The 22558-nt window shown below is 64.8% G+C and carries 23 protein-coding genes; 13 read left to right on the top strand and 10 right to left on the bottom strand.

All coding sequences use genetic code 11. The features are described 5' to 3' along the window. Positions 1 to 33: 33 nt before the first annotated feature. The gene (locus E9229_RS00580) at positions 34 to 384 is read right to left on the bottom strand and encodes a holo-ACP synthase (protein ID WP_183509281.1); all 351 of its coding nucleotides are present in this window, start codon (positions 382 to 384) and stop codon (positions 34 to 36) included. A 94-nt stretch (positions 385 to 478) separates the two neighbouring features. On the opposite strand from E9229_RS00580, the gene E9229_RS00575 reads away from it, so the two are divergent. Continuing rightward, a complete protein-coding gene (locus tag E9229_RS00575) occupies positions 479 to 1030 on the top strand; it encodes a mycothiol transferase (RefSeq protein WP_183509280.1) in 552 nt (183 codons plus the stop codon). 135 nt (positions 1031 to 1165) lie between these two features. On the opposite strand, the gene glmS is transcribed toward E9229_RS00575, so the two are convergent. Next, the gene (gene glmS, locus E9229_RS00570; protein ID WP_183509279.1) at positions 1166 to 3040 is read right to left on the bottom strand and encodes a glutamine--fructose-6-phosphate transaminase (isomerizing); all 1875 of its coding nucleotides are present in this window, start codon (positions 3038 to 3040) and stop codon (positions 1166 to 1168) included. Positions 3041 to 3185: 145 nt separating this feature from the next. On the opposite strand from glmS, the gene coaA reads away from it, so the two are divergent. From coaA to rimI, 6 genes are all read left to right on the top strand, one after another. Continuing rightward, on the top strand, positions 3186 to 4145 hold the full coding sequence (gene coaA, locus E9229_RS00565) for a type I pantothenate kinase (protein ID WP_183509278.1): 960 nt from the start codon (positions 3186 to 3188) through the stop codon (positions 4143 to 4145). 111 nt (positions 4146 to 4256) lie between these two features. Continuing rightward, positions 4257 to 4649 (top strand): large conductance mechanosensitive channel protein MscL, encoded by a 393-nt coding sequence (gene mscL, locus E9229_RS00560; RefSeq protein WP_183511789.1) that lies wholly within the window; start codon positions 4257 to 4259, stop codon positions 4647 to 4649. Between the two features lie 519 nt (positions 4650 to 5168). Then, entirely contained in the window at positions 5169 to 6365 is a 1197-nt protein-coding gene (gene alr, locus E9229_RS00555) for an alanine racemase (RefSeq protein ID WP_407671311.1), read from the top strand. Continuing rightward, complete coding sequence (gene tsaE / locus E9229_RS00550; protein ID WP_183509276.1) at positions 6358 to 6888, top strand: tRNA (adenosine(37)-N6)-threonylcarbamoyltransferase complex ATPase subunit type 1 TsaE; 531 nt, start codon at positions 6358 to 6360, stop codon at positions 6886 to 6888. Before alr ends, tsaE begins: the two co-directional genes overlap by 8 nt. Positions 6889 to 6919: 31 nt before the next feature. Continuing rightward, positions 6920 to 7603 (top strand): tRNA (adenosine(37)-N6)-threonylcarbamoyltransferase complex dimerization subunit type 1 TsaB, encoded by a 684-nt coding sequence (gene tsaB, locus E9229_RS00545; RefSeq protein ID WP_183509274.1) that lies wholly within the window; start codon positions 6920 to 6922, stop codon positions 7601 to 7603. Beyond that, on the top strand, positions 7600 to 8067 hold the full coding sequence (gene rimI, locus E9229_RS00540) for a ribosomal protein S18-alanine N-acetyltransferase (RefSeq protein ID WP_183509273.1): 468 nt from the start codon (positions 7600 to 7602) through the stop codon (positions 8065 to 8067). The genes tsaB and rimI overlap by 4 nt, the downstream gene beginning before the upstream one ends. Positions 8068 to 8080: 13 nt before the next feature. Here rimI and E9229_RS00535 read toward each other — a convergent pair whose 3' ends face one another. After that, the gene (locus E9229_RS00535) at positions 8081 to 9202 is read right to left on the bottom strand and encodes a helix-turn-helix domain-containing protein (RefSeq protein ID WP_246380291.1); all 1122 of its coding nucleotides are present in this window, start codon (positions 9200 to 9202) and stop codon (positions 8081 to 8083) included. A 185-nt stretch (positions 9203 to 9387) separates the two neighbouring features. On the opposite strand from E9229_RS00535, the gene E9229_RS00530 reads away from it, so the two are divergent. From E9229_RS00530 to tsaD, 3 genes are all read left to right on the top strand, one after another. Next, positions 9388 to 10485, top strand: coding sequence for a ferredoxin reductase (locus E9229_RS00530; protein WP_183509270.1), 1098 nt, complete (start codon positions 9388 to 9390; stop codon positions 10483 to 10485). Positions 10486 to 10501: 16 nt separating this feature from the next. Then, a complete protein-coding gene (locus E9229_RS00525; RefSeq protein WP_183509269.1) occupies positions 10502 to 11683 on the top strand; it encodes a fatty acid desaturase family protein in 1182 nt (393 codons plus the stop codon). A gap of 92 nt (positions 11684 to 11775) precedes the next feature. After that, entirely contained in the window at positions 11776 to 12843 is a 1068-nt protein-coding gene (tsaD, locus tag E9229_RS00520; RefSeq protein WP_183509268.1) for a tRNA (adenosine(37)-N6)-threonylcarbamoyltransferase complex transferase subunit TsaD, read from the top strand. Between the two features lie 31 nt (positions 12844 to 12874). On the opposite strand, the gene E9229_RS00515 is transcribed toward tsaD, so the two are convergent. The 3 genes from E9229_RS00515 to E9229_RS00505 all read right to left on the bottom strand — a co-directional run bounded on the left by E9229_RS00515 (position 12875) and on the right by E9229_RS00505 (position 16697). Further along, positions 12875 to 14068 carry an SH3 domain-containing protein gene (locus E9229_RS00515; protein WP_183509266.1) on the bottom strand — a complete coding sequence of 398 codons (1194 nt, stop codon included), beginning with the start codon at positions 14066 to 14068 and terminating at the stop codon, positions 12875 to 12877. Between the two features lie 86 nt (positions 14069 to 14154). Then, positions 14155 to 15297, bottom strand: a complete 1143-nt coding sequence (locus E9229_RS00510) for a glutamate--cysteine ligase (RefSeq protein WP_183509265.1) — start codon at positions 15295 to 15297, stop codon at positions 14155 to 14157. A 134-nt stretch (positions 15298 to 15431) separates the two neighbouring features. Continuing rightward, positions 15432 to 16697 carry a class I SAM-dependent methyltransferase gene (locus E9229_RS00505; RefSeq protein WP_183509264.1) on the bottom strand — a complete coding sequence of 422 codons (1266 nt, stop codon included), beginning with the start codon at positions 16695 to 16697 and terminating at the stop codon, positions 15432 to 15434. 72 nt (positions 16698 to 16769) lie between these two features. On the opposite strand from E9229_RS00505, the gene E9229_RS00500 reads away from it, so the two are divergent. After that, on the top strand, positions 16770 to 17231 hold the full coding sequence (locus tag E9229_RS00500) for a hypothetical protein (protein ID WP_221184330.1): 462 nt from the start codon (positions 16770 to 16772) through the stop codon (positions 17229 to 17231). A gap of 64 nt (positions 17232 to 17295) precedes the next feature. Here E9229_RS00500 and E9229_RS00495 read toward each other — a convergent pair whose 3' ends face one another. From E9229_RS00495 to flgN, 4 genes are read right to left on the bottom strand one after another with little or no spacing between them, the layout of a single operon-like run. Continuing rightward, entirely contained in the window at positions 17296 to 17670 is a 375-nt protein-coding gene (locus E9229_RS00495) for a flagellar assembly protein FliW (RefSeq protein ID WP_183509262.1), read from the bottom strand. After that, a complete protein-coding gene (gene flgL, locus E9229_RS00490; RefSeq protein ID WP_183509261.1) occupies positions 17667 to 18545 on the bottom strand; it encodes a flagellar hook-associated protein FlgL in 879 nt (292 codons plus the stop codon). The genes E9229_RS00495 and flgL overlap by 4 nt, the downstream gene beginning before the upstream one ends. 12 nt (positions 18546 to 18557) lie before the next feature. Beyond that, positions 18558 to 19973, bottom strand: coding sequence for a flagellar hook-associated protein FlgK (flgK, locus tag E9229_RS00485; protein WP_183509260.1), 1416 nt, complete (start codon positions 19971 to 19973; stop codon positions 18558 to 18560). Between the two features lie 9 nt (positions 19974 to 19982). Beyond that, positions 19983 to 20468, bottom strand: a complete 486-nt coding sequence (flgN, locus tag E9229_RS00480; RefSeq protein ID WP_183509259.1) for a flagellar export chaperone FlgN — start codon at positions 20466 to 20468, stop codon at positions 19983 to 19985. Between the two features lie 219 nt (positions 20469 to 20687). Here flgN and E9229_RS00475 point away from each other — a divergent pair, with 219 nt between their 5' ends. Both E9229_RS00475 and E9229_RS00470 read left to right on the top strand, forming a co-directional pair. Further along, a complete protein-coding gene (locus E9229_RS00475) occupies positions 20688 to 21527 on the top strand; it encodes a sigma-70 family RNA polymerase sigma factor (RefSeq protein WP_246380289.1) in 840 nt (279 codons plus the stop codon). An 84-nt stretch (positions 21528 to 21611) separates the two neighbouring features. After that, a complete protein-coding gene (locus E9229_RS00470) occupies positions 21612 to 22442 on the top strand; it encodes a flagellin N-terminal helical domain-containing protein (RefSeq protein WP_221184329.1) in 831 nt (276 codons plus the stop codon). The last annotated feature ends 116 nt before the right edge of the window (positions 22443 to 22558 follow it).

Raw genomic sequence — 22558 nt, 5'->3', positions numbered from 1 at the left:
GAGGCCGGTTGCTTGCAATGCCCCGGCCGGACCTCAGCGCTCGGCCACGACCATGGCGGTGGCGAGGTCACCGTCGTGGCTCATGGACAGGTGCCAATGCACGACGCCTTTGGCTGCTGCTGCCTCCGCCACCGACCCGTCTACATGCACCTGTGGGTCGCCCGAGGCGTCCTTGATGATCTGGCAGTGCTGCCAGTTCATGCCCGCTGGAGCACCCAGCGCCTTGGCGATGGCCTCCTTCGCCGCGAAGCGGGCCGCCAGCGAGCGCACATGCAGGCCGCGTTCGGCTGGGACGAAGAGGCGTTCGAGCAGGGCCGGAGTCCTTTCCAGCTGTGCCTTGAAACGGGAAACCTGAACGACATCGACACCAATACCCACGATCATGCCCCGATTCTATCGGTGAACGCGGGGCGGTGACTTCGGGCCTCGTCCGGTCTAGGCTCGGGCGAAGGGAAACCAGTACCGAAGGAGCCTGCCCATGTGGATTGCCACTGAATTGCTGTTGGACGGTTTCGGCAGGATCCGGGAGTCTGTCAACGAGGTGCTCGAGGGCGCGGACGGGCAGTTGCTGCTGCACCGGCCCGGACCCCGGGCGAATTCCGTGGGCTGGCTGCTGTGGCACCTGACCCGTGTCCAGGACGACCATATGGCGGGCCTGGCCCGGGCCCTGGGCTTTGACGCGGTGTCGGGCCAATGCTGGGGCGAAGGGGGTTGGGACGAGCGTTTTGCGCTGCCGTATGGTCGGTGGGATACCGGCTATGGCCACAGCGAGGAGGAGGTGGCGGGATTCTGTGTGGGCGATCCCGGGTTGCTTGCCGGCTACCACGAGCGGGTGCAGGAAGTGACGACGGGCATCGTTCGCCAACTGACCGCGGAGGACTATGTGAAAATCGTCGACGCCCGTTTCACTCCACAGGTCAGCGCCGGCGTGCGGCTGATCTCCGTGCTCAATGAGACGGGCCAGCACATCGGTCAGGCCGCCTATGCCAAGGGGATCTACCTGGCCCGTGGAGGTTCTGGCAGCGAATGAGATCAATTATTAGTAGATAAAGCAACCGGGGGATATGTCTCCTTGTTTTGTGCCGGGTGGTGCGAGCCCGGAGCACGGCAGGCCCCGCCGTTCAGGTTGAACGACGGGGCCTGCCGTGCAGGAATCCGTTCTGGCTTACTCGACGGTGACGGACTTGGCCAGGTTACGCGGCTGGTCGACATCCAGGCCCTTGACCGTCGCCAGTTCGCAGGCGAAGAGCTGCAGCGGCACGGTGGACAGGAGCGGCATCAACAGCGTCGGCGTCTCCGGGACGTAGAACACGAACTCGGCGAACTCGGCCACTGCCTGGTCGCCAGCCTCTGCGATGACCAGGGTCTTGGCGCCGCGGGCGCGGACCTCCTGGATGTTCGAGACGACCTTGGAGTGCAGTGAATCGCGGCCGCGCGGTGAGGGCACCACGACGAAGACCGGCTGGCCCTCGTCGATCAGCGCGATCGGGCCGTGCTTCAGTTCGCCGGCGGCAAAGCCCTCTGCGTGGATGTAGGCGATCTCCTTGAGCTTCAGCGCGCCTTCCATGGCTACCGGGTAGCCCACATGGCGGCCCAGGAAGAGCACCGAACTGGCATCGGACATGGAGCGTGCCAGTTCCTTGATCTCCTCGGCGCGATCCAGGATCGACTGGATCTTGGACGGGATCTTGCCCAGGTCGGCCAGGATGTCCTTGATCTGTCCGGTGAACAGGTTTCCACGCAGCTGGCCCAGGTACAGCCCCAACAGGTAGGTGGCGGTGATCTGTGCCAGGAACGCCTTGGTGGACGCGACGGCGATCTCCGGGCCGGCGTGCGTATAGAGCACCGCATCGGATTCGCGCGGGATGGTCGACCCATTGGTGTTGCAGATGGACAGGGTGAGGGCGCCCTGCTCCTTGGCATAGCGGACGGCCATCAGCGTGTCCATGGTTTCGCCGGACTGCGAGATCGACACGACCAGGGTGTTGGCATCGACGATCGGATCGCGGTAGCGGAATTCGTGGCTCAGCTCGACCTCGACGGGGATCCGGCACCAGTTCTCGATCGCATACTTGGCCACGGATCCGGCATATGCCGAGGTGCCGCAGGCCAGCACGACGATCTTGGTGACCTTCTTCAGGGCCTCCGGGTCGATGCGCATCTCGTCCAGCGTCAGCCGGCTGAAGGCGTCGACGCGGCCCAGCAGGGTGTCGGCGACGGCGGCCGGCTGGTCGTTGATTTCCTTTTCCATGAAGGAGGGGTAACCGCCCTTTTCTGCGGAGGCCGCATCCCAGTCGACGTGGAATTCCTTGCCCTCGGCAGGGTTTCCGTTGAAGTCGGTGATGGAATGGGCCTCCGGGGTGATGGTCACGATCTGGTCCTGGCCCAGCTCGACGGCACGACGGGTGAAATCGATGAAGCCGGAAACATCCGAACCCAGGAAGTTCTCACCGTCGCCCAGGCCCAGGACCAGCGGGGAGTTGCGGCGGGCGGCCACGACGACACCGGGGTGGTCCCGGTGGACGGCGAGCAGCGTGAAAGCGCCTTCGAGGCGCTGGGCGGTGAGCTGCATCGATCGGGTCAGGTCCCCGGCGCCGGCGCCGCGGTAGATGCTTCCGAGCAGGGCTGCGGCGACCTCGGTATCTGTCTGCGAGGTGAAGTGCACTCCCTCTTTGACCAGGGCGGCCTTGAGCTCGGAGAAGTTCTCGATGATGCCGTTGTGGATCAGGGCCAGGTGGCCGTTGTCGGCCAGATGCGGGTGGGCATTCACATCGGTCGGTCCACCGTGGGTTGCCCAGCGGGTATGGCCGATGCCGGTCAGTGACGCCGGAAGCGGGGCGTCCTCGATTTCGGCGATCAGGTTCGAGAGCTTGCCGGACTTCTTGCGCATATGCACCGCGTCCTGAGCGACCAGCGCGATGCCGGCCGAGTCGTAACCACGGTATTCAAGACGACGGAGACCTTCAAGGACGACGTCTTGGGCGCCGTGGGTTCCTGAGGTTTTCTGGGGTGAGCCTACATAGCCAACGATTCCACACATGGAAAAAGCGTACATGCCGCTGAATGCCGCATTTGCATAAACGTGACGCATGTCGTGCCTGTGGGCGCGATATTTCCGGCCACGTCAAGCCGTTTGCCCGTCGCCGCGTTTGGGAATAGGCCCCCGACCTTGACAGAATGCAACGGTGAACGGACAGCGTGGAGCCGAAGCCGGGGCAACCCCCTTCGTTGAACTAGACCGACAGACGTGGGCCCGGCTGTCCAATGAAATCGAGCAACCCCTCAACGAGGCGGACCTCGAACGCCTCAGTGGCCTGGGCGAGCAGCTGAATCTCAACGAGATCAGCGAGGTCTACCTGCCGCTGTCGCGCCTGCTGAACCTGTATGTCCAGGGTTCCGGGGCGCTGCACCGGGCAACCAATACGTTCCTGGGTGAATCGACGCGGCGGACCCCGTTCGTCATTGGCGTGGCGGGATCCGTGGCGGTGGGAAAATCGACGACGGCCCGCGTACTGCAGGAGATGCTGCGACGGTGGCCCGATACTCCCGACGTCCAGCTGATCACGACCGACGGTTTCCTCTACCCGAACGCGGAGCTGGAAAAGCGCGGGATGATGCATCGCAAGGGCTTCCCCGAGTCCTATGACCGGCGACGGCTACTTCGTTTCGTCTCCGAGGTGAAGTCCGGCGCCCCCGAGGTCCGGGCGCCCTGGTACTCGCATTTGACCTACGACATCGTCCCAGGGCGCGAAATCGTGGTGCGCAGTCCCCAGGTGCTTATCGTCGAGGGACTGAACGTGCTGGCACCGGCCCGGGCCCGGCAGGATGGAACGGCAGGGCTGGCCCTGAGTGACTTCTTCGACTTCTCCGTCTATGTCGATGCCCGCACCTCGGATATCGAGGAGTGGTACATCAGCCGTTTCATGCGCCTGCGCGACGGGGCCTTTGCCGATCCGGCATCCTACTTCCACCGCTACGCAGTGCTCAGCGACGATGAGGCGAGGGAAACCGCCCACGGGATCTGGAAACGGATCAACGAGCCGAACCTGAGGGAAAACGTGCTGCCGACCCGGGGCCGGGCGCAGCTGGTGCTGAGTAAGGATTCGGACCACTCCATCCGGCGGATGCTGCTGCGCAAGATCTAAGCGCGACCCGACGGGGCTGCTGCTTGGCGGGCAGGTGGAGTTTGGGTAACGGATCAGGTTTCCACTAGTCATGCAGTGACGAGCGGGCTAATGCGTTGTAGTGTGAGCCTCATGCTCAAGGGATTCAGAGATTTCATCATGAAGGGCAACGTCGTAGACCTTGCCGTTGCAGTCGTCATCGGCGCAGCCTTCGGAGCCGTCATCACGGCGCTGGTTGGCAACATCATCATGCCGTTGATTTCAGCGCTTGTCGGGTCGCCGAACTTCGACGCCTTCCTGGTGCTGGACATCAATGGGAACAAGATCTTGTTCGGCGCATTCCTGACGGTGCTGGTCAATTTCCTGCTCATTGCGGCGGCCATCTACTTCATCGTCGTGCTGCCGATGAACAAGATCACCGCTCGGGCGGAGGCCCGCAGGGGCATCGTCGAAGAAGAATTACCGATGGATCCGCAAGTGGAACTGCTGGCCGAAATTCGCGACGAACTCAAGCGCCGCGGCTGATCCACTCGCCCTAGACCAGCCCGCATCCGCGGGGCACCGTCAAGCCCTTCCCCACTTCGGTGGGGGAGGGCTTTCCTGTTTGACGCTGCGGTCTGCGGTTGGGATAACCAATGAATGTGACAATTTATAATGTAAATATCCTGTAAATAAAAAGATTTGGATCATTTCAATAAATCGCTGGACATTAAGCAAAGATCGGTTAGATACTAATTACATCGGGCAAGCCGCCAGCATCGGATAACAATCTCCACCACTGGTGCCCAATGAATTTTTTGAATCTTGACCAACAACTTTCTGGAGAGGACGCGCCATGAACAAGCGAATCACCACCATCCACCCGGTCCGGGGCATGTCCGCAGCAGCAACCGTTGGCGAATGGCCGCACATCGTGGGCGAATGGCCGCACCGTGTCGGCGAATGGCCCCACTAAGCGCAGAAGCGGCAAAACCACCCAGTGGCCGCCCATCGAATTCGGTGTGGCGGCCACGGTGCTGTGTCACACAGTGGGAGAATGAAACGGTGACTGCTCAAACCCACCCCGAATCCTCCCTTGCAGCCAACGACCCCACCAGGGAAAACACCTGGGAACGGCGTGCGCTAATCGATCTCTCGGCCATCCGGGAAAACGTCAAACGGATCAGTGCCCTGGTGGCTCCGGCCAAACTGATGGCCGTCGTCAAGGCCGACGCCTACGGACATGGCGCCATTCCCGTGGCCCGGGCCGCCATCCACGCCGGGGCATCCTGGATCGGCGCGGCCCATGTCACCGAGGTCCTAGCCCTCCGAACCGCTGGCATCACGTCACCGGCACTGGCTTGGCTGCATACGGCCGACACGCCCTTCGGACTGGCCATCGCCGAGAACATCGACATCGCCGTTTCCGGATGGGAGCTGGCGGTGGTCGCCGAAGCCGCCCGCAGTGCCGCGCAACCGGCCCGGGTCCACCTGAAGATCGACACCGGTCTGGGCCGCAACGGATGCACGCCGGAGGACTGGGCCGCATTGCTAGGCCAAGCCGCCGCCTACCAGGAAGAGGGCTTGCTGCGCGTGGTGGGGGTGTTCTCCCACCTTGCCGTCGCCGACGAGCCGCAACGGCCCGAAACCGACGAGCAGCTCGGCGCGTTCCGCCAGGCGGTTGCGCTCGCCGAGGACGCCGGATTTGACCTGCAGGTACGCCACCTGGCCAACACGCCGGCAATCCTTTCTCGTCCGGATACACACTTCGACATGGTCCGGCTGGGCCTTGGCCTCTACGGCCTGAGTCCCTTCGCCGACGAGGCGCACGACTCCTTGGGCCTGCGCCCCGCGATGCGCCTGGAAGCCAAGGTCGCCAACGTCAAGAAGGTCCCCGCCGCCCACGGTGTTTCCTATGGAATGAACTACCGCACCAACGCCCCCACCTACTTGGGCCTGGTGCCGCTGGGCTACGCCGACGGGATCCCGCGCGTTGCCGAGGGCGGCCCGGTGCTGATCAACGGCATCACCTACCGCAGCGTCGGCCGGGTGGCCATGGACCAGTTCGTCGTGGACTTGGGCCCGGACATTGATCCGGGGCAGTACATGGGGGCCACTGCCGTGCTCTTCGGCGAGGGCGGACCGAACGTCGAGGAATGGGCCGACGCGTCCGGAACCATCAACTACGAGGTGGTCACCCGGATTTCGCCGCGCGTCCCACGCACCTACGTCGAGGGCACCTGGGGCGAATCCGGTGACTGAGCCCAGGGAACCATGCTGGGAAAAAACGCTGACGGTGGCCGACGTCGCAGAAACCCAGGAGCTGGCCCGGAGCATCGGGGCGGACCTGCGCGCCGGTGACCTGTTGGTGCTCACCGGGGGGCTGGGCGCGGGCAAGACCACCTTTACCCAGGGGTTGGGCGAGAGCCTGGGCGTACGTGAGGGAATCATCTCACCGACCTTCGTGCTGATGCGCATCCACCCGTCGCTGCGCGGCGGCCCTGACCTGGTCCACGTTGACGCCTACCGGCTGTCCTCCGCCGGGGAACTCGATGACTTGGACCTGGAATCCACGCTGGCCCGGTCGGTGACGGTGGTCGAATGGGGTGCGGGCAAGGTCGAGCAGCTCAGTGATTCGCGGTTGGAGATCACGCTCTCGCGCGCCGCCGGCCAAGGGATCGGCAGCGAGCTGATCTTCGACTTCGAGGAACTGGACGCCGAGGAACCCCGCACCGTCCATGTGGCTGGCTATGGCCCGCGCTGGGACGGCATCCAGCCCGGATAGGGTGGCGGCCGCGGGCGCATAAGATGGACGCGTGCTTATCTTGGCTATCGACACCTCAGCAATCGCCTCCGCGGCCATCCTTCGCGCCGGGGCGGACGGAACAACCACGACCTTGGCGGCCTTCGCCTCCGAGGAGACGAATAACCACTCCGAGGTCCTGGCCCCGGCGGTTGCCGGCCTCCTCGAGGAGGCCGGGCTCACCGGCGGACAACTGGACCGGATCATCGTCGGCGTGGGACCGGGGCCCTTCACCGGCTTGCGCGTCGGCCTGGTCACTGCCCGGACGCTCGGCTTCGCCTGGGGCGTGCCGGTCCAGGGCATGATGAGCCTGGACGCCATTGCCGGCCAGGTCCTGGAATCGGGTCGCGAAACCCCCTTCACAGTGGCGATCGACGCGAGGCGCAAGGAGGTCTACTGGGCCGCCTACGACGGAGCCGGAAACCTGCTCAGCGGCCCGGAGGTAACCACGGCCGAGCAGGTCCCGTCCGGAGAGGTCTTCGGCGCAGGGGCCGGCATCTACGCCCAGCGTCTGGCTGCCGCCGGCGCCGTGGCAGACCCGCAGTTCCTGGCACACCACCCCACGGCCGATGCCTTGGGCCGCCGCGCCGTCCAGGTGCTGGCCGCCGGCGGGGCTCTGCTGCCCACCACACCGCTCTACCTGCGCGAATCCGACGCCAAGGTCCCTGCCGCGATGCTCAAGGGCCGCAACGCATGAGCGCCGCTGACGGGTACACGCTGCGGGTGATGACGGAAGCCGACATCGACGCCGTCTGGGCGCTTGAACAGGAGCTCTTTCCGGAGGATGCCTGGCCGCGGAGGATGTTTCAAGAGGAGCTGGCCCACAGCCAGACCCGGCGGTTCTGGGTGGCCGAGGAGGGTGGCGCCATCATCGCCTACTGCGGGATGATGTGCGTGCTGCCGTTGGCCGACGTGCAGACCATTGGCGTGGCAAGCGCCTTCGAAGGCAGGGGCCTTGGTTCCCGGCTGTTGGAGACGTTGATAGCCGAGGCCCGGGACCGCGGTGCGAACGACGTGCTGCTGGAGGTGCGGGCCGATAACCCCCGTGCCCGGCAGCTCTACCTGCGTTTCGGGTTCGAACAGATCCATGTCCGCCCGCGCTACTACAAGGGCGGGATCGACGCGCTGATCATGCGCAAGCAGCTGGAGAACGCTGACTGATCCCCTCGCCGGCCTACCGGGCCGGTGCCCGCAGCGCCAGCTGCATGTCGAGGCGGCGCTGCGGATCATCCAGGGCCTCCCCGAAAACCTCACGTAGCTGGGCGATTCTGTAGCCCACCGTCTGGACATGGACGCCGAGCTCCTGGGCCATGGGCGCGCGCTGGCCCCAATGTCGAAGCCAGGAGGCGAGGGTCAGCGTCAGTCGCTTGCGCTGCCCCGGGCGTAGATCCTCGAGCTCTCGAATCGACTGGGTGGCCAACGCCGAAACGACCGTCGGCTCGCTGGCAAGAAGCAGGTCCGTCAGGTGCTCTTCGGCCCAGATCGGGGGACCGTCCGTTCCCTCGGCGGGCTTGATCGCCGTGGCGGCCAACATGGCCAGGCGCAGCGAGTCGGCTGCCTGCTGCCAGGGGACGGCCGTGCCGATGCATGCGCCGCGTCCACGCAGGGCCTTGGACAGTTCGGCGTGGGCCCGTGCCGAGCCCCTGGCCGGGACTAGTGCCACCGCATCCGAATCCCGCTCCACCAGCAGCGCCCCGGGACCCAGCCGGTGGCCCACGCCAGAGGCGCGAGCCAGGGGAAGGAAAACGGCCCGAAGCGTGGTCGGCAGCTGCCAGTCCGCAACGGCAGCCGCGCGGAACGCCGAAACCTCATCCGCCCGGCCGTGGAGCAGCAGCTCCAGAAGCTCGGTGCGGCGCCGGCCCTGCTGGCCGGCGTGCAGCGACTGCTCGAAGGCATAGGCCTCCGCGCTCACGGCGGAGAGCTCGTCGATGTAGGCGAGGATGCACTCGCCGAGGGTGACCACCGCCTCCATGCCGAGGTGGTGTTCGGTGGCGACCTTCGACATTTCACGGAACGTGACCCTGGCCCCGGTGCGGTAGGCGCCGAGCAGCGCATCCATGCTTCGGCCTTGGCGGCATTCGCCGATTCCGAGTCCCTCGACCAGCTTGCGGCTTTCGGGCGAGAGGGCGGCCTTGCGGGTGCCGGGCAATTCGAGGAACCGTTCCAATGCCGTGGCAACACCGCTGCGCAGGCCGCGGCCGAAACGGCCCTCGATGGGCCGGGCGTAGGCGGGTACCTGCAGCGGGACCGCCTCGATGATGGACTCGACCACACCGGGCAGCAGGGGACGGATCATCTCGGATACCTCCTTCGGCAGGGAGAGCCAAGGGGGGTCGATACGTTGGTTGGAAGCATTTCGGGGCGACATTTTGGCTTTGACCTCCGGAGTTTCCTAAATATTATCCTGGCACGCTAGTTTTAAGATAAATATCGTATGCCCAAGGCAGAGAAAAATGATGCGTGGCACTATAGGCTTGTGACATGGTTCGGCTCCGTCCGCTGGCACATGCCGCATCGATGTTAATCACCCCGCTCGCTCCCGAGGATTTCCTGGCGCTCTTCAGCCCGGCGTTCTCCGCCCGCCAATTGCGCGGCATAGTCACCCGGGTGGTCTCGGAAACGGCGAATTCCGCCACCATCTACTTCCGCCCCGGACGCGGCTGGCGACGGCACGTGGCCGGCCAATGGGCCCGCATCGGCGTCGAGCTCAACGGTGTCCGCCACTGGCGCTCGTATTCGCTCAGCGCCGCGGCCGGAGGGGAACCCTCCATCACCGTCACCGATGTCGGCGCCGTCTCCGGCGCCCTGGTCCGGGAAACGGCGGTGGGCGACGTGCTCTTCCTGGCCCCGCCGCAAGGGGACTTCGTGCTTCCGGAGCACCCGCGTCCCCTGCTGATGCTCACCGCGGGCAGCGGCATCACGCCGGTCATGTCGATGATCCGCACGCTGGTTCCGAACCGTCCCGACGCCGACGTGGTGTTGATCCATTCTTCGAGCGAGCGCGCCGATGCCATCTTCCACGAGGAATTGGCGGAACTCGCCGACCAGTTCCCCGGGTTCAAGGTCCACCACCACCACACCGATGCCGACGGCCGGATCGACTTATCCGATACCGAACAAATGGCGGGCTACTGCGCCGATTGGCAAGAACGCGCCGCCTACGCCTGCGGGCCCGAGGCGTTCCTCGACTCGGCCGAGGCGCTCTGGCTGGCCGAGGGCCGCGGCGTGACCAATGCCGGGGACGGAAGCAACACGGCAGTCGCCGGGAACGGGCTGATGATCGAACGCTTCGGCACCACGCTTGCCGCAGGGGCCGAAGGCGAAGGCGGCAGGGTCACCTTCGAGGTTTCCGATAGGGAAATCGACGCCCCGGGTGACCAGACGCTGCTCGACGCCGGTGAAGATGCCGGGTTGATCATGCCCAGCGGCTGCCGCATGGGCATCTGCCATTCCTGCTTGACTCCGCTGCGCTCCGGCCAGGTCCGCGATCTGCGCACCGGAGAAGTCTTCGGGGAACCCGGACAACTTATCCAGACCTGTGTTTCGGCAGCAGCCGGACCCGTCAACCTCGAACTCTAGGGGAGCTCCACCCGACATGACAGCCACCTCAGCACGTCCCACCCACGGCGCATCCGCCCAACACCAGCCGAGGGACTCGGCCAAGCCGAGGGCTCCGCGCCCCGGCGCGCTGGCCGAATCAGGTGAGCCGAGCGTCCGCCCGCCGGCCGCGGCACACCTGAGCAACGAACAGATCGCCGAGCTCGGCCGTGAACTGGACGCGATTCGCGACGAGGTCCTGGCCGTACGCGGCGCGTCCGACGCCGCCTATATCCGCCGGGTGATCAAGATCCAGCGCACCCTGGAATTCGCCGGCCGGGCAGCCCTCGTCGGATCGCGCAACAAGGTGGCTTGGGTCGCCGGAACCGGCATGCTTGCCACGGCCAAGATCCTGGAAAACATGGAGATCGGGCACAACGTGCTGCATGGCCAGTGGGACTGGATGCGCGATCCGGACATCCACTCCACCACCTGGGAATGGGACTTCGTCACCCCGGCACGGGCCTGGCAGCACACCCACAACGACCTGCACCACCGCTGGACCAACGTCGTGGGCAAGGACCGCGACGTCGGATACACCATCCTGCGCATGGACGAGGACCAGCCCTGGCACCCGGCAAACCTCGGCAATCCGCTCTACAACGCCCTGCTGGCCCCCGTCTTCGAATGGGGCATCGCGATCTACGACCTGGAGATCGACGAGTACAAGGCGGGCAACAAGCCCAAGGCCGAATTCGTTGCCGGGCTCAAGGCACTGGGTAAGAAGGCAGCGAAGCAATTCGCCAAGGACTACGCCGCCACCCCCGCCGTGGCCATGCTGACCGGGTCGGGAAAGCAGGCGCTGATCGGCACGCTGACCGCCAACGCCATCCGCAACGTCTGGGCGCACGCCGTGATTTTCTGCGGGCATTTCCCCGACGGGGCCGAGACCTTCACCGAGGAAATGGTGGAGGGGGAGACCCGCGGCGACTGGTACGTGCGCCAGATGGTCGGTTCGGCAAACATCACCGGTTCGAAGCTCATGCACCTGATGACGGGCAACCTCTCGCACCAGGTCGAGCACCACCTCTTCCCGGACCTTCCCTCGAACCGCTACCACCAGGTGGCACCGAAGGTGAAGGAAATTTGTGAGCGCTACGGACTGCCCTACAACGCCGGTCCGCTGCTCAAGCAGGTCGGCTCGGCCTGGGCCAAGGTCTTCCGTCTGGCACTGCCGTAGCCCCTGTGCCAGTTGGTTCGGGGACCGTTCCAGCACCGCTGGAACGGTCCCCGTTTCGTTGGTTCCGGGACCAAGCAATTAAGCTGGATCCCATGACCTCCTCCACACCGTTGATCCTCGGCATCGAATCCTCCTGCGACGAAACCGGGATCGGCATCGTGCGGGGGGACGAATTGCTGGCCAACGCCGTGTCCTCCTCGATGGACGAGCACGTACGCTTCGGCGGAGTGATCCCCGAGATCGCCTCCCGGGCGCACCTCGAGGCCTTCATCCCGACGCTGGAACAGGCGCTGGAAACGGCCGGCGTCACCTTGGCGGAGATCGATGCCATCGCCGTGACCAGCGGACCGGGTCTCTCCGGTGCGCTGATGGTCGGTGTCTCGGCTGCAAAGGCGCTGGCGCTGGCGACCGGCAAACCGCTCTACGCCATTAACCACCTGGTCGCCCATGTGGGCGTCGGAGTCCTTGACGGAGGCAAGCTGCCGGAAAACCTCGGCGCGCTGCTGGTCTCCGGCGGGCACACCGAGATCCTGAAGGTCGATTCGCTCACCGACAGCGTGACGCTGCTGGGATCCACCATCGACGATGCCGCCGGCGAGGCCTACGACAAGGTCGCCCGGCTGCTCGGCCTGGGCTACCCGGGCGGTCCGGCCATCGACGCGATGGCCAAGACCGGGGACGCGAAGGCGATCAGGTTCCCGCGCGGGCTGTCGCTGCCCAAATTCGTGGGTACGGCGGAGGAACCGGGCAAGCACCGGAACGATTTCTCCTTCTCCGGGCTGAAGACCGCAGTGGCCCGCTGCGTGGAGCAGTACGAAGCCCGTGGCGAGGAGGTGCCGGTGGCCGATATCGCCGCCAGCTTCCAGGAGGCGGTGGTCGATGTGATTACCTCCAAGGCGGTGCGCGCCTGCAAAGAGAACGGCATCACCAACCTGATGCTCGGTGGCGGCGTGGCAGCCAACTCGCGGTTGCGCGAACTGCTCGCCGCGCGCTGCACTTCGGCAGGGATCTCGCTGCGCGTGCCCACGGTGAGCCTGTGCACCGACAACGGGGCCATGGTCGCTGCCTTGGGCGCGCAGATCGTGATGGCCGGCGGCAGTCCCTCGGGCCTGTCCTTCGCCACCGATTCGGGCCAGCCGGTCAGCCTGATCTGTTTGTAGCCGCCTGCCGGTCCAGGGGCGGCCAACTGGCTCAGACCATTTTGCCGGCAATGATCTGTTTGGCCTTCTTCAGATGCGTGGCGGTGCATTTGCCGCCATATCCGGCCGTCCATGAGTTGGTGTACCCGGTTTTGGGATCATAATCCGTGCCGGTACGTTTGGCACCCATGACATCGGCCATGCAATCGGCCATGTGCTCGATCCCCGCGGCTTTCCGGGGTTTTCCGTAAACCACGTTCATTCGCTGATCCAGCTTGGTGAAGTCGTACTTGTAGGCACGGAACTGCAGGATGTGAGCACATTCGTGATATTGAACGGCAATGGCCATCGGATGGTTGGGGTCAAGCTTTTTACTAAAAAGCCCCGCAGTACCAAGGGTGATCGATTCCTTCATCTTCCCCGTGTAGCCACTGGCCGTGGCATAGTTCCCGTTGTTCGGCCCGGCGCTGATGGGAACACCCTTGCACCACTTCCTGATGTTCTTGGCTGCTGACTTCGCGAAGGAGAGTTTGCCGACCTTAACGGACAAGGCGACGGCCGAGAGGCCTTTGGCGGCGACCCACCCGGTCTTGCCCTTGTATTCAAGCTGGATCCGGCCGGAGGACTTGGCGTTGGTGCGGGTAGCCAGGGTGTAGTCCGCGGGGATGGCCGCACTTTTTACCGTGGCCGATGCCGAGGCGTAAAACGGTGTCGGACGGTTGGTCTGGTACTTGGCCGTCACCGGTCGTTGGACCAGGGATGCTGCAGTCCAGCCCGTCTTGCCGGTGCGGTAGAGCTGGATATAGCGTCCGGATTTCCTGCCCGTGGCATAGCCGGTGCTGCCCTTGGCCAAGACGGTGATGGTCTTGCCTCTGCCCGGGGTGGCCCGCAGGGTTAACTTTGCCTTTGCCTCGTAGCGTGTCTGCGCCAGCTTCTTGGCAGATGAGAGCGGCAGCCAACCAGCCCGTCCCTTGTACGTCACACGCACCCAGCTTCCCTTGAGCTCTTTCAGGGCAACATAGCTGGCCTTCTTCACCGTGGTGAGGCGCGTGGATTTGGTGGATGCCGAGGCATGGAGGGGCTGGATCTTTGTTGATTGGTAGAGGACCGGCGGTCTGGCCGCGATCGTCGCTGTGCTCGCCACCGGTGCGGTCACCGACAACGCAGCGGGCGCCGCTTGAACGGGGGCCGGCCCCAGAAAGGCAAGCAGCGATGCCACAAGAATCGCAGCCAGTGGTCGTCTCATGGTGTATCCTTCCGGATCCGGAGCCGCGCTGCCTGCCCGGTCACCGTTCCGCGATTCTACACCAGGAAAAGCGGGCCTGTCAGCGCTCAGGCCTGCTTCATCCGCGCCACGTTATCGCGCACCACGGCGCGCAGGTCCCCGCCGTGGGCCGCCGCCACCTTGTGCTGCCACTGGTAGCCGGCACCGCCGTTGATGATCCGCTTGACGGCTGCCAGTTCCTCGACGCAGTCGAGCTTCTCGGCCACCGGGGCCAGCCGTTCGACCTCCTGGAGCAGGTGGTCGGTGACGAGCATTTCGTCGCCTGCCGCATTGAGGATGATGATCGCTTCCATCCCATAGCGGGCGGCACGCCACTTGTTTTCCATCCGGTACCACGGCGGCATGACCGGGATGGACTCGCCGTTATCGATCCGGGTGGACATGTCATCGACCAGGCACTGGGTCAGCGCGGCGATGGCGCCAATGTCCTGCAGCGAGGACAGCCCGTCGCTGATGCGCATTTCCACCGTGCCCAGGCGTGGGACCGGGCGCACATCCCAGCGGATCTCGGAGACGTCGTCGATGACCCCGGTGTGCTTCATGTCGGCGACATAGGCCTCATACCCGGCCCAGTCCTCGAAGTGGTAAGGAACCCCTGCGGTGGGCAGCTGCTGGAACATCAGCGCGCGGTGCGAGGCGTAGCCCGTGTCCTCGCCGCCCCAGAAGGGGCTGGAGGCGGACAGCGCCTGGAAATGCGGCTGGTAGTTCACCAGTCCGTCGGTGATCGGCAGGGCCTTTTCGCGGCTGTCCAGGCCCACATGCACGTGAACCCCGTAGATGACCATCTGCTGGCCCCACCATTGGGTACGGTCGATCAGCCGGGAGTAACGTTCCTTGTCGGTCACCGGCTGTTCCTTGGGCGGAGCGAAGGGGTGGGAACCGGCGCAGTACAGGTCGATGCCCATGGGGTCGGTCAGGGCACGGATGGCGGCGAGGTTCTCGCTCAGTTCGGCCTTGGCCTGGGCGACGTTTTCGCAGATGCCGGTCACTATTTCCACGGTGTTCAGCAGCAGTTCCTGCTTGACGAAGGGGTGTTCCTCATCGGGGCCCAGACCGCCGTGCTGGGCATGCAGCTGGCCGAGGACTTCCTCGGCTACGGAGCGCAGGTCACCGGTTTCGCGGTCGACCAGGGCGATCTCCCATTCGACACCGAGGGTGGACTGCCTGGACTTGGCGAAATCAATCTTCATCGGGTCTCCTGACCTATCAAAGCAACCAGCAACCCCAATGGTTTGGCCTTCAGTACCATTCTATGCGTGCGCACCGGAGATCCGCGGATTGGTGTGGGCCCGCACAGGGCAGGGATCCAGCCCGGACACCCGTCTCAGTCGACCGGCTCGACCTCGATGGCAAAGCGTTGCTCGCCGATGCGCGTGAGTACCAGCGTCGCCTTCTTCTTGGAGGACTTGCCCGTTCCCGCGAGCAGGATCTTGCGCAGTTCCTCGGGGGTGACATCGAGCCCCCGCTTCTTGATGTCCAGCACCCCGATCTTCTCCGTTTTCACCCACGCACGGAGCGACTTCACGTTGTAGGGACGCACTTGAAGAACCCGGTAGGCGCGGGCCAGCGGCGTGGGCGTGTGCACGGCGGCGCAGAAGTAGGCGATGTGCGGGTCAAGCAGGTGCCCGTCCACGGTGGCCAGCAGGTCCGCGACGAGCCCGGCCCGGATCACCGCTCCGTCCGGCTCATAGAGGTAGCCCTCGGCCGGTCCCACCGGCACCTCGCCGCGCAGTGCTGCATCCGGATCGTGGTCCACCGCGCTGGTCAGCTCGGTAGCGCCGTCCGGGCCGATGACCAGTGCCGCGCGGCGTACGCCGGGCCGGGCCAGCGGACCGAACCAGAAGGCCGCTTCGGTCACGTCCCCGTTGACCGATACCCATTGGGCCTCGCACTGGGCGGGGACGGCTTCATGCGGGATGCCGGGGCCCATCTTGACCCCGACCGCCAGGCCGCGGTCGGCCAGGGCCTCGACGAAGGACAGCGGCGGGCTGAACGCCTCGGGGTCGAAGAGCCGGGACGTGCCGGAGGTGCTGGTGGTGCGCCGGGCCGGATCCAGCCAGACCCCGTCGAACCCGGTGAGATCGAATGCCGTGGCATCGGCGTTCACCACGCGGGCATTGGGCCAGGGCATCAGGTTCAGCGTTGCCGCTGCCGCGGTTGTCTCATCCATTTCCACGGCGGTGACATCCAGCTCGGCGCTGGCCAGGGCGAGCGAATCGGCGCCGATGCCACAGCCCAGGTCGGCGACCTTTTTGACTCCGGCGCGGGTGAACCGCTGCGCGTGCAGGGCCGCGAGGTTCAACCGGGTGGCCTGTTCGAGCCCGGCGGGGGTGAACACCATGGAATCGGCAAAGGGACCGAATTTGGCCCGGGCGCGGGCCCGCAGCCGGGTCTGCTGCACCACGGCCGTCACCAGCTCGACGGGGTGGCCCTCCTTGCGCAGGCGCAGGTTCAGCGCCAGTGCCGCGGAGTCGTTTCCGGCCTCAGAGGGGTCGATCGAGTTCAGCAGTGCCCAACCGGTGCTGCTGAGCAGAAGGGCAAGCGGTTCGGCGCCCGGGGATGAACCCGGTGCTGTGGGGGAGGAAGCCATGTGCTTAAGCCTAGCTGGCCGCGGTGGGGCCGGTGATCCGCCACGGGTTCGCGGTACGGTGGGGGAGTGGATATGAATCAGGCCGGAAGCACCCGCGAGGCCCGCGCCGAGGTGCCCGCCGAAGAGCTGCAGCAAGACGACGAGCTCATCGAAGAGACCGATGGCACCGACGACCTCGAGCCCAGCGATGGTTCCAGCGGGCGGTGGCTGGACCGTTTCCCCGAGGCGCTCGATGCCGATCCGGGGCCCGCCGCGCCGATGCGGACCTCCGCGCTGGCCTACCGGTTGCTGTTCTACCTCGGCATGGGAGTGGGAGTCATCGCCTCGCTGGCACTGCTGGCTTCCGTGTTCTTCCAGGGCTGGGTGGCAACAAACTTCATCCAGGCCGGAGGGGACTACCTGGGTTCCGGACCGGAGGCGCAGGCGGCACGCGACGTGTTGGGCATCCCGCTGGGCGGCTTCGTGGTGGCGCTGTTGGCCGGCTTTGCCGCACTGAGCGTCGGGGCCATCGGCGTGCTGCGCGGACGCCGCTAACTGTAGCAAACGCAAACGGCACGGGAGCCCTCCACCCCATGCCGTTTTTTGTTGGCGACTATTGCTATGCGGGCAGCGGTGTACGCAGGTCCCAGCTCTGGCCCTCGAGGATCACCTGGGCGCAGGCCAACGTGCTGGCATTGACCAGGATCGGTGCGAGCAGATTGACGGTGGGATTGGAATCTGAGGTATTGACCACTACCAGCACACGCTGCTGATCCGGTTCAGTGATGCCAGCCAGGTCGCGCTGGCCGTCGGTGAACACCGGGGTGTAGTGGGGCAGGTGCAGCGCTGCATCCAGGACGAAGAGGCGCAAGGCCGGATCCTGCACGGATTCCAGCGAGTGGAGCCCCATGGTGCCTTCAACATCTTCAAGCCTAAACCCGGCGCTCGACTCGAAACCGGGGAACGGAATGGCAGGAACCAGCAGCAGGCTCATCGCAGGAAATCCATCAGTGAGGGCTGCAGGGTGCGGGCGGCCGCCGACAGTGCAGCCTGGTAACCCAGTTCCTGGCTCTTGAGTTCCAGGGCGACAAGGCCCAGATCGATATCCTCGATTTTGCTTCGCCTTCCTTCAAGTTCCACGGAGTCGGTGAGCAATGCCCACTCGGCCGTCAACGCAGCCGCATGACTGGCACCGTTTGTTGCCCGGACGCCGTTGACGGCCTTCAGGCGTTCATCGATGTCGCCCACGCGGAACCCGACGTTCGTCCCGTCGCGAAGTTCGGCTGCGATGGTCTTGACCAGTGCAAAAATGCTTTCGGACTGGCCCTGGCCAAAGGCCTTCGCTCCGTCGGCATCGACCCGGACGGTGGAGTTGGGGCCGATGCGTCGATCAACCGAACCGGTAGCAGAGAAATTGTAGTCATCATCCACGGCTGCGGCCGCATCGGATGTTCCGGCAAAGACACTACGGCCCATGAACTTGGTGTTGGCCTGAGTGAGCAGTGCGTCGTGGATCTGATCCAATTCCAGGGCGATTGCTTCCTTGGCGTCGGGACCCATGGCGCCGTCGTTGGCACCCAACAGCGTCAGGTCGCGCATGCGTTGGAGCAGTTCAGTGGTGGCGCCGAGCGAGCTGTCCACAGTACTCAACCAGCCCTGGGCGTCTTGGACGTTACGTGCGAACTGCTGGTTGGCCCGTTGTTCGGCACGCACCAACATGGCGTTGGAGGTGCCGGACGGGTCGTCGCTGGGACGCGTGATCTCCCGCTGCGAGGAGGCTTTTTCCTGGATCGCGGCCAGCCGGCCCATGGCGGCCTGGAGGTTGCGGTCGGCGGATGTGCTCATCGCAATGTTGGTGATTCTGCTCATGGTGTTCAGTGCCTATCGTCCGACAATGCCGGTGCGGTTAATCAGTGTGTCAAGCATTTCATCCACTGCCGTCATGACCCGGGCGGCGCCCTGGAAGGCGTGCTGGGAAGCCAACAAGGAGACGTTTTCCTCGTCGAGCGACACCGCAGACAGGGACATCTGGGCTCCGGCGGCGGTGGATGCCGCCACTGCCGAGGCAAGTGCCTGCTGTGCGGCGGACTTAGAAGCGACACCGACGGTGATCACGGTGGCGTTCCACAGGGCGTCGGGTCCGTCCTTGGCGCTTCCCAAGCCGGACATGCGCAGCGCGTTCGAGCCATCCAGTGCACCTCCGCCCGGGGTTCCCGTGGCAAGGTCTGATGCGCCTGTGGCCACGACTCTCAGGCTGGTGGCCGGATTATCAAGGTCGAAGGCGAAGAACGGGGGGCCGACTGTGCCTGACACCGTCCGGCCCTCCGACTGCACCAGATTGACGCGGGTGGCCAGCTCACGTGCGATGGAGTCCAACGACTTCACCATCTCGGCCAGCTTGCCCCCTGTGCCCTGCGCGGTGGCCGGTGCCAACAGGGAGAGGGCGGCTGCCATGCGGCCGGATTCCAGGGCGATGGGCTCGCCGATGCGGTGCGCCCATTGCAGGGACGGTGCGACGGTTCCATCGATCGTCGCGGACCCACTGACCTGAACGGGTCGGATAGTAGTCCCCGAAACCAGTGCATTTCCGTCCAGCAACACGTCTACCGAGCCATCGGCGTTATCGCGGACGGTTGCCCCGGAGATTTCGGCCATGCGCTCCGTCAGCTGGGAGCGCTGGTCAAGCAGGGCGTTGGGGCTGCCTCCGGTGGCCGTGGCTGAACGGATCTGTCCGTTCAGCTCGGCAACGGCAGCGGCCGCCGAGTTCAACTCGGATGCCATGGTATCGAGGGTGGCACGCTGGGACGACCATTGCCCGGAGACCTCGCTGTGGGTGAGGGCGAAACGGTCGGCGATGGACTTCGCACGTTCCAGCAGCACAGCGGCCGGTGAGCTTTCACCGGGTTGGTTCGCGACATCCTGCCACCCGGCCCAGAAGTCGTTCAGGAGCGCCGAGAGTCCGTTTTCGCCGGGTTCGCGCAGCACGCCTTCGAGGTTGCTCAGGCCCTCTGCCTTGGTGTCCGAGTAGGAGGCAATGGCCAGGGTGCCACGAACGCGGGCGTCAAGGTGGGCATCGGCCAGCCGGGCGATGCCACCGAAGGCAACTCCCTGGCCCGGCCCGGAGCGGCCGGCCAGGCGCCCGATCGTGGCGACGGAGCCGATCGAGTCGAACTCGGCTCGTTGCCTGGTGTAGCCGGCGGTCTTGACGTTGGTCATGTTGTTGCCAGCCGTCTCCATGGCCATGCGGGCCGCGGCCAATCCGGTCATGGCCGTGTTCAGGCCGCTGAACGTACTCACATGGTCTCCCTAGAGCTTCGTGTCGATGATGTATGCGCTGGTGCTGTGTGCGGCCGAGGCGCCGGAGGGCCCGTACAGTGAGGTGTCGTTGCCCAGCGTGGCCAGGGTTTCCTGGCTGGAGCGGTAGGCAGCGCGAAGGTACTGGTCGTTGGCTTCACGCAGTTGCGAAATATCACCCGTGATGGTGCGCAGTGCGGTCAGGTGCGCCGTGAGGATTTCGCGCCAGGGTCCCTCCGGAGCAGACTCGATGATCTGCGACAGCGGTGCGTCCTCGGGGCAGCCCCATGCCGTAGCGACGTTCGATGCCTCGATCGACCGGGCCAAGCCCGCCGCATGGACCTTCTCCAAGACCTTTTCCACTTCACGGGTGGCTAGCGAAATCCAGCGGGACTTTCCTGAAACAAGCAGAAGCTGTTCTTCTTCCAATTTAAATTGGAGAAGTTCCAGCAGTTCGCGTTCCTCCCACAAAAGCACCGAAAGCTGATTGGCTCCCATGTACGACACCTCCCAAGAATCGAAATTCCCCAATTTTCCCCTGCCTTATTCGAACCCTATCGGCCGTTCCAATGCGAATGTAAGGAGTAATCGCACATGAGAGCCCGGTTTGCCGCTACTATCTCTAGGGGGAAGGTCACATAAGCCATATTTGGGGTGGTGGGGACCGATGTTTAACTTGTCGGTGTCGATGAATTATTAATGCTGAGGATTCCCAAATTGGATCAAGACGCGCGCAACCGTCTGGTGGTAGAAAATCTTCCGCTGGTGGGGTATCTCGCATCGGAGTTGTGTGCCAAGGCCACCCATCTCTCCCGTGAAGACCTGGTCTCTGTCGGAGCCATTGCCCTGATGACTGCAGCAGGCTCGTACAATTCCGCGCTGGGGGTACCTTTCGGAGCCTATGCCAGACGCCGAATCGTCGGCGCCTTTGCCGACGACATGCGCTCGAACGACTGGGCGACCCGCGGTGCCCGCCGGCGGATGACCGAGACCCGTTCGGCCCAAGAGGCCCTGAGCGGTGCGCTGGGACGCCAGCCCACCGTCGCGGAACTCGCCGAAACCATGGGTATCAGCCAAGGCGAAGTTCTTGCGGTACTCGGCAATGCCGAACGCACGGTGGTGGGGATAGATGATGCCATGGCCGACTACCTGAGCTCTGATACCCAAAGCCCCGAGGAGCAAGCGCTTGATGCTGAACGAACCCAGACGGTCCGCTCTGCGGTCGATGCGCTGCCGGAAAACCTCCGTCTGGTCATCGAGAGTGTCTACTTCAGGGGGAGTACCGTCAAGGAGCTCGCCGCAGAGCTCGGTGTGACCCACTCGGCCGTATCGCAACGACGGACAGCTGCCATCAAGCTCATCCAAGAGGGCCTGCAGTCCGGATACCTGTCCGAGGAAAAGCCGGCGGTTCCGATAGTACTGACCCGCTCGGCCGAACGCCGCCGCGAAGAATACCTGGCCGAATTCGGCCAGCGGACGGCCGGGGGTTTGACGCGTAATTCATCGGCCTCGTCGGGTTTCCCTGTTAATCATGAAAAGAAACTCCCAGTCGGCTAACGGATTTCGAAGGCCGGCCGATAGGAGGGTGTGGGGCCCATGGATGGGCCCCTGACAAACACCCGTCTCACGGAGGAATTCACCATGGGTATGCAGATCAACACGAACATTTCGGCGATGAACGCTCACCGGAACCTGTCCAACACGCAGAACGACCTGTCGAAGTCGCTGGAGAAGCTATCCTCCGGCCTGCGCATCAACCGCGCAGCAGATGACGCGGCAGGCCTGTCCATCTCTGAGGGCCTGCGCTCACAGGTCAACGGCCTGGCTGTTGCAGCCCGCAACGCCCAGGACGGCATCTCGGTCATCCAGACCGCTGAAGGCGCCCTGACCGAGGTCCACTCCATCCTGCAGCGAGTCCGAGACCTGGCCGTGCAGTCCGGCAACGACTCGAATAATACTGAATCGCGTGAGGCCATCAAGGCCGAATCCGATGCGCTGGGCGACGAGCTGATCCGCATCGGCGGTGCCACGAACTTCAACGGCATCGCGCTGCTTGACGGCAGCGCAGACCTGACCTTCCAGGTCGGCGCGGGCTCGACCGCCGCCAATGACCAGATCGGCGTTGACCTCACCGGGACCAACTTGGCAACACTCGGTGCCACCGTCAAGGCCCTGACCTACGTCGATTCCGCCGTCGCGCTGACAAGCATCGCATCGGTCGACACCGAGATCACGGCCATCTCCACACAGCGCTCCGAGATCGGCGCAGTGCAGAACCGCTTCGAGTCGGCGATCAACTCGCTGAACGTCTCGCGCGAAAACCTCGCGGCTGCCGAATCCCGCATCCGCGATGTTGACATGGCCGGCGAAATGGTTAAGTTCACTGCCAAGAACATCCTGTCCCAGGCAGGTACCGCCATGCTCGCGCAGGCCAACCAGTCCAACCAGGGTGTCCTTTCGCTCCTGCGCTAGGCCTCGGTCTAAAGCTCCCGAATCCGGCCACACCGACGGCGCTCCAAGCACCGAGGGCGTGGCAAGACCGGGGTGAGCAACGGCAGCATCAGCAGTAAACCCACGACCTCCCGCAG

The sequence above is a fragment of the Paeniglutamicibacter cryotolerans genome (assembly GCF_014190875.1).
Taxonomy (GTDB): Bacteria; Actinomycetota; Actinomycetes; order Actinomycetales; family Micrococcaceae; genus Paeniglutamicibacter; species Paeniglutamicibacter cryotolerans.
The sequence above is the reverse complement of the archived record's forward strand: the minus strand, read 5'-3'. Positions and strand labels throughout refer to the sequence as shown.